The sequence below is a fragment of the Providencia sp. JGM181 genome (assembly GCF_018257375.1).
Classification (GTDB): Bacteria; Pseudomonadota; Gammaproteobacteria; order Enterobacterales; family Enterobacteriaceae; genus Providencia; species Providencia lanzhouensis.
The window spans coordinates 1-3,859 of sequence record NZ_JAERJY010000212.1 but is presented as its reverse complement, the minus strand read 5'-3'; the positions used below and the strand labels follow the sequence as shown (position 1 = coordinate 3,859).

At 39.8% G+C, this 3,859-nt stretch carries 5 protein-coding genes; 3 read left to right on the top strand and 2 right to left on the bottom strand.

The window, feature by feature from the left end:
• Positions 1-167 precede the first annotated feature (167 nt).
• Positions 168-776 (bottom strand): undecaprenyl-diphosphate phosphatase, encoded by a 609-nt coding sequence (gene ybjG / locus JK188_RS16735; RefSeq protein ID WP_211885017.1) that lies wholly within the window; start codon positions 774-776, stop codon positions 168-170.
• A 418-nt stretch (positions 777-1,194) separates the two neighbouring features.
• Complete coding sequence (locus tag JK188_RS16730; RefSeq protein WP_006657693.1) at positions 1,195-1,458, bottom strand: GrxA family glutaredoxin; 264 nt, start codon at positions 1,456-1,458, stop codon at positions 1,195-1,197.
• Between the two features lie 192 nt (positions 1,459-1,650).
• On the opposite strand from JK188_RS16730, the gene JK188_RS16725 reads away from it, so the two are divergent.
• The 3 genes from JK188_RS16725 to rlmC all read left to right on the top strand — a co-directional run bounded on the left by JK188_RS16725 (position 1,651) and on the right by rlmC (position 3,820).
• On the top strand, positions 1,651-2,007 hold the full coding sequence (locus JK188_RS16725; RefSeq protein ID WP_211885018.1) for a YbjC family protein: 357 nt from the start codon (positions 1,651-1,653) through the stop codon (positions 2,005-2,007).
• A gap of 159 nt (positions 2,008-2,166) precedes the next feature.
• On the top strand, positions 2,167-2,685 hold the full coding sequence (locus JK188_RS16720; protein WP_036951887.1) for a YbjN domain-containing protein: 519 nt from the start codon (positions 2,167-2,169) through the stop codon (positions 2,683-2,685).
• 7 nt (positions 2,686-2,692) lie between these two features.
• Positions 2,693-3,820, top strand: coding sequence for a 23S rRNA (uracil(747)-C(5))-methyltransferase RlmC (rlmC, locus tag JK188_RS16715; RefSeq protein ID WP_211885019.1), 1,128 nt, complete (start codon positions 2,693-2,695; stop codon positions 3,818-3,820).
• Positions 3,821-3,859 lie beyond the last annotated feature (39 nt).

Here is a 3,859-nt window from a genome sequence, read left to right as displayed (position 1 = left end):
ATATTTGTTAATTAATTGTTTGAATGTTTATTTGATAAATTCAAATAAAGTTATTGATGCTAAAAATAAATGAAAACAAACTTTGATTTAGCTCAATATTTAATGGTGGGAAAAATGAAGGGGGAAAGTACTGACATTAATAATAGGTCAGTACTTTAAATAACCAATTAAGGTTGCATCCATCCTTTACGAATGAGAGAACCAAATACGAGGTGGTAAAGACGAGTGATTGGCTGCTGAATAACACTGCCGCCCATTGCCCAAATCAACTGAGATAAACCGCAAGAAATAGCACCTAAGATAAATGCACCAATCATGTCTAACGGCCAGTGAACGCCAAGATAAATACGAGACCATGCAATAACGATGGCAGGAACCATAAACACGAAGCCAACCCAGGTTCTTAACCAGAATAAGAAAGCAAAAACAAACGTGAAGACGATAGTTCCATGGTTACTCGGGAAAGACGGAGTTGCGTCGTGATCTAAGAAATTAGAGCCAATTCCCATCACGAAAGGACGTTCATGTGGTGCAAAATAACCAATCAACCACGAAATCACTAAGCCAATCACAATGGCGTAAGCCGTTTTACAGGCAAAGGTACGTTGGCGAGTCATGTTTGGCTGTGCACCCCAAAACCAGCATGCAACAGTAAATAGCGGAAAAATAAGGATCAAGCGTTTGGCGATCACCGTGGCTAACGCAATAGTACCACTTGCGGATTCAGGCGTTGCGTTGATCAGATTAAAAAGATCCAGATTTAGTTGTTCCAGCACGATCGGAGTACCTCGGACATTAGTTCTCAAGAAGATGGGACATAGCAATGGGAAGGGGTGAATCAAGACACGCTCTAGACCTTGCTACTCAAGCTGACAAATTTACTTTTTGTTAAACATTAACTCAATCAATATTTGCTCAATAACAGTGATTTATCAGGGCAATGCAAAAGTTCTAGACACAAAAAACCCGATAGCATGAAAGAATCAAATGGCTATCGGGCTCCTCAATATGGGGACATCAAAGAAAAGCAGTGGCACTAATTAAGACTGCAACAAAAGAGGAAAGTTCTCATGATGATCAGAAAAAGTGCAATTTTTGATGAAAATATTTTTGCATAGCACAAAAAGTAAAAATAAAGCCCCAAACGAGAGGCTCATCTGGGGCTTTATAAAAGAAAATGTCTTGTAAGATTGATTACTTATACAGGCTCAGATTTTCTTTAGCGTATGCTTCAAAGTCAGTGCAGCCACCGATGTGTTTTTCATCGATAAAGATTTGAGGAACGGTTTCTACAGTTTTACCAACGGTTTTGGATAAGTCTTCTTTAGAGATACCTTCCGCTTGGATATCAACATAGCGATAGTCGAAGTCGTCACGTTCATTTTTCAGTTTTTCTGCAAGTTCTTTAGCACGAACACAGTATGGGCAACCAGGGCGACCAAAAATAACAGTGTACATAATATCTCCTTAAATTTAGAACTCAGATTCTAATGACTATTCAGATACGAAATAATAATGCCCAATACTATGCCAACATCAGCTTCTAAATAAAAGTTGAATTTTCCTTTCATAGCTATAGGCAGTATATATAATTTGCTAGTGGTGGTGACGATACTGTCAGTATAAGGCAATAAAACGAAGGAAAACATCATGGAACAACAGCAAAAACCCATAAAAGAGACTAAAGGGACGATGCGCTCACTAGCGGATATGCCAAAACCCGTTCTATTTCTTGAGGGTATAGGAATATTATTACTAATCACCGTATTACTTGCCACTAATGACTATATTACGCTGCCGGAATGGCTAGCCAGCTCTGGCGCGATTGTTTCTATGGTGCTGGTCGGGATGGGCTGCTTAATTCCGGCAATGATCAATATTATCTGGCGAGCTGTGCATGGTCTTACTTTTTTGGGAATTGATAATAAATCGGGTGGCGCGAGTCGTGACCGTCGCAATCAACCAAAAGAGACGACGCGAGATGATGATAAACCAGACGAAAAGTAGAGCAGGGCATGGTTTTACTGGTGTTTAGATTGGCTATGTGTGAAAATTGTCCGCTTTCTATTTGTTAGAATGAATGATTTGTTAGTATGAGTACTTGGTTAGCATGAATATGGTTATTTTTGGTATATCGCTATTTTGAGTTGAAGAAGGTTATTGCTCATGGATTCTATTTGTTACCCAGATATCTCACAGCTGCGAGAGTGGCTTGACCAACTCAAAACGTCTTATTTCGAGTGTGATTCTTGTGCTGCTTTGCATCTCCCTCATATGCAAAATATTGATGGGATCTTTGATGCTAAATTAGACATTATTAATAATGTGTTAGTACTCTCAGCATTGGCAGAACTTAAACCTACCGCGATTATTACGCTGGTGGCAAATATTAGCCAAATTAACGCCAGTTCATTAACGGCAAAAGTTTTTCTCGAAATTAATAATGAAAATCTACCTAAGTTGGTGGTTAGCCAATCATTTTCGTTAGAAGCCGGAATTACTTATCGCCAATTTAGCCATTTCTTACAACAAGCCGAAGAGCAAATTTCCGGTATTGTGTTTGAAATTTTCAGTAATAATCTACTGTATGCAAACCAAGATGAGTATGAAGAGTTAGAGTCGGATGATAATGATGACGACACTGAATCCGACCTTGATGATAAACCTTCCGTGATTATTCACTAAATACCCTATGCATTGTGAAAAATATTTGGCAGGAGAATGTCGCTCCTGTCAGTGGCTAGAATTATCGCCAGAACAGCAAATTGCCCGTAAACAAGATAATCTGCAATCTTTATTGCCTTCTTTGGCGTCATCTTTATTTTTGACGCCCGTGACGGGGCCATTTGAAGGATTTCGTAATAAAGCCAAAATGGTTGTCAGTGGTAGCGTTGAAAAACCGATTTTGGGTATTGTTAACCGTGATGGTGTCGCTGTCAGTCTGACGGAATGCCCGTTATATCCCTCTGAATTTTCGCAAGTCTTCGCGCAGCTTATTCCTTTTATCGCGAGAGCTGGGTTAACCCCCTATAACATTGAACGTAAGCGCGGTGAGCTAAAATATATTTTGCTGACTCAAAGCTGGCATACCAAACAATTTATGTTGCGCTTTGTCTTGCGTTCCGATAAAAAAATCGTGCAATTGCAGAAAGCATTACCTTGGTTACAAGAAAAATTGCCGCAATTAGCCGTGATCACCGCCAATATTCAACCCGTACATATGGCTATTTTAGAAGGTGAACAAGAAATTATGTTCACTGAGCAACATGTGCTGCGGGATGAATTTAACCAAGTTCCGCTGTTTATTCGCCCGCAAAGTTTTTTCCAAACTAACCCTATCGTGGCATCTCAGTTATATCAAACTGCTCGAGAGTGGGTAAAAGAATTGAATATCACTAGCTTATGGGATCTGTTTTGTGGCGTGGGTGGCTTTGGTTTGCATTGCGCGGATAAGACGACCAAGCTAACGGGAATTGAAATTAGTGCGCCAGCCATTGAGTGTGCTCGTCAGTCTGCCCAAGAGCTGGGTTTGCAGCACGTTGAGTTCCAAGCGTTAGATTCCACAAATTTTGCCACCAGCCGCCAAGATATTCCTGATTTAGTGCTGGTGAATCCACCTCGCCGTGGTATCGGTAAGAATTTATGCAATTATTTATCTGATATGCATCCTGAGTATATTCTCTATTCTAGCTGTAATGCCCAAACTATGGCGCAAGACTTTGAATTATTATCAGGATACGAAGTTTGCAAAGTTCAACTGTTTGATATGTTTCCGCATACTGCACACTATGAAGTATTGAGTTTATTGAAGCGAAAATAGTGATTAAAATAGATAGGTTTACGCCTATCTATTATGAAT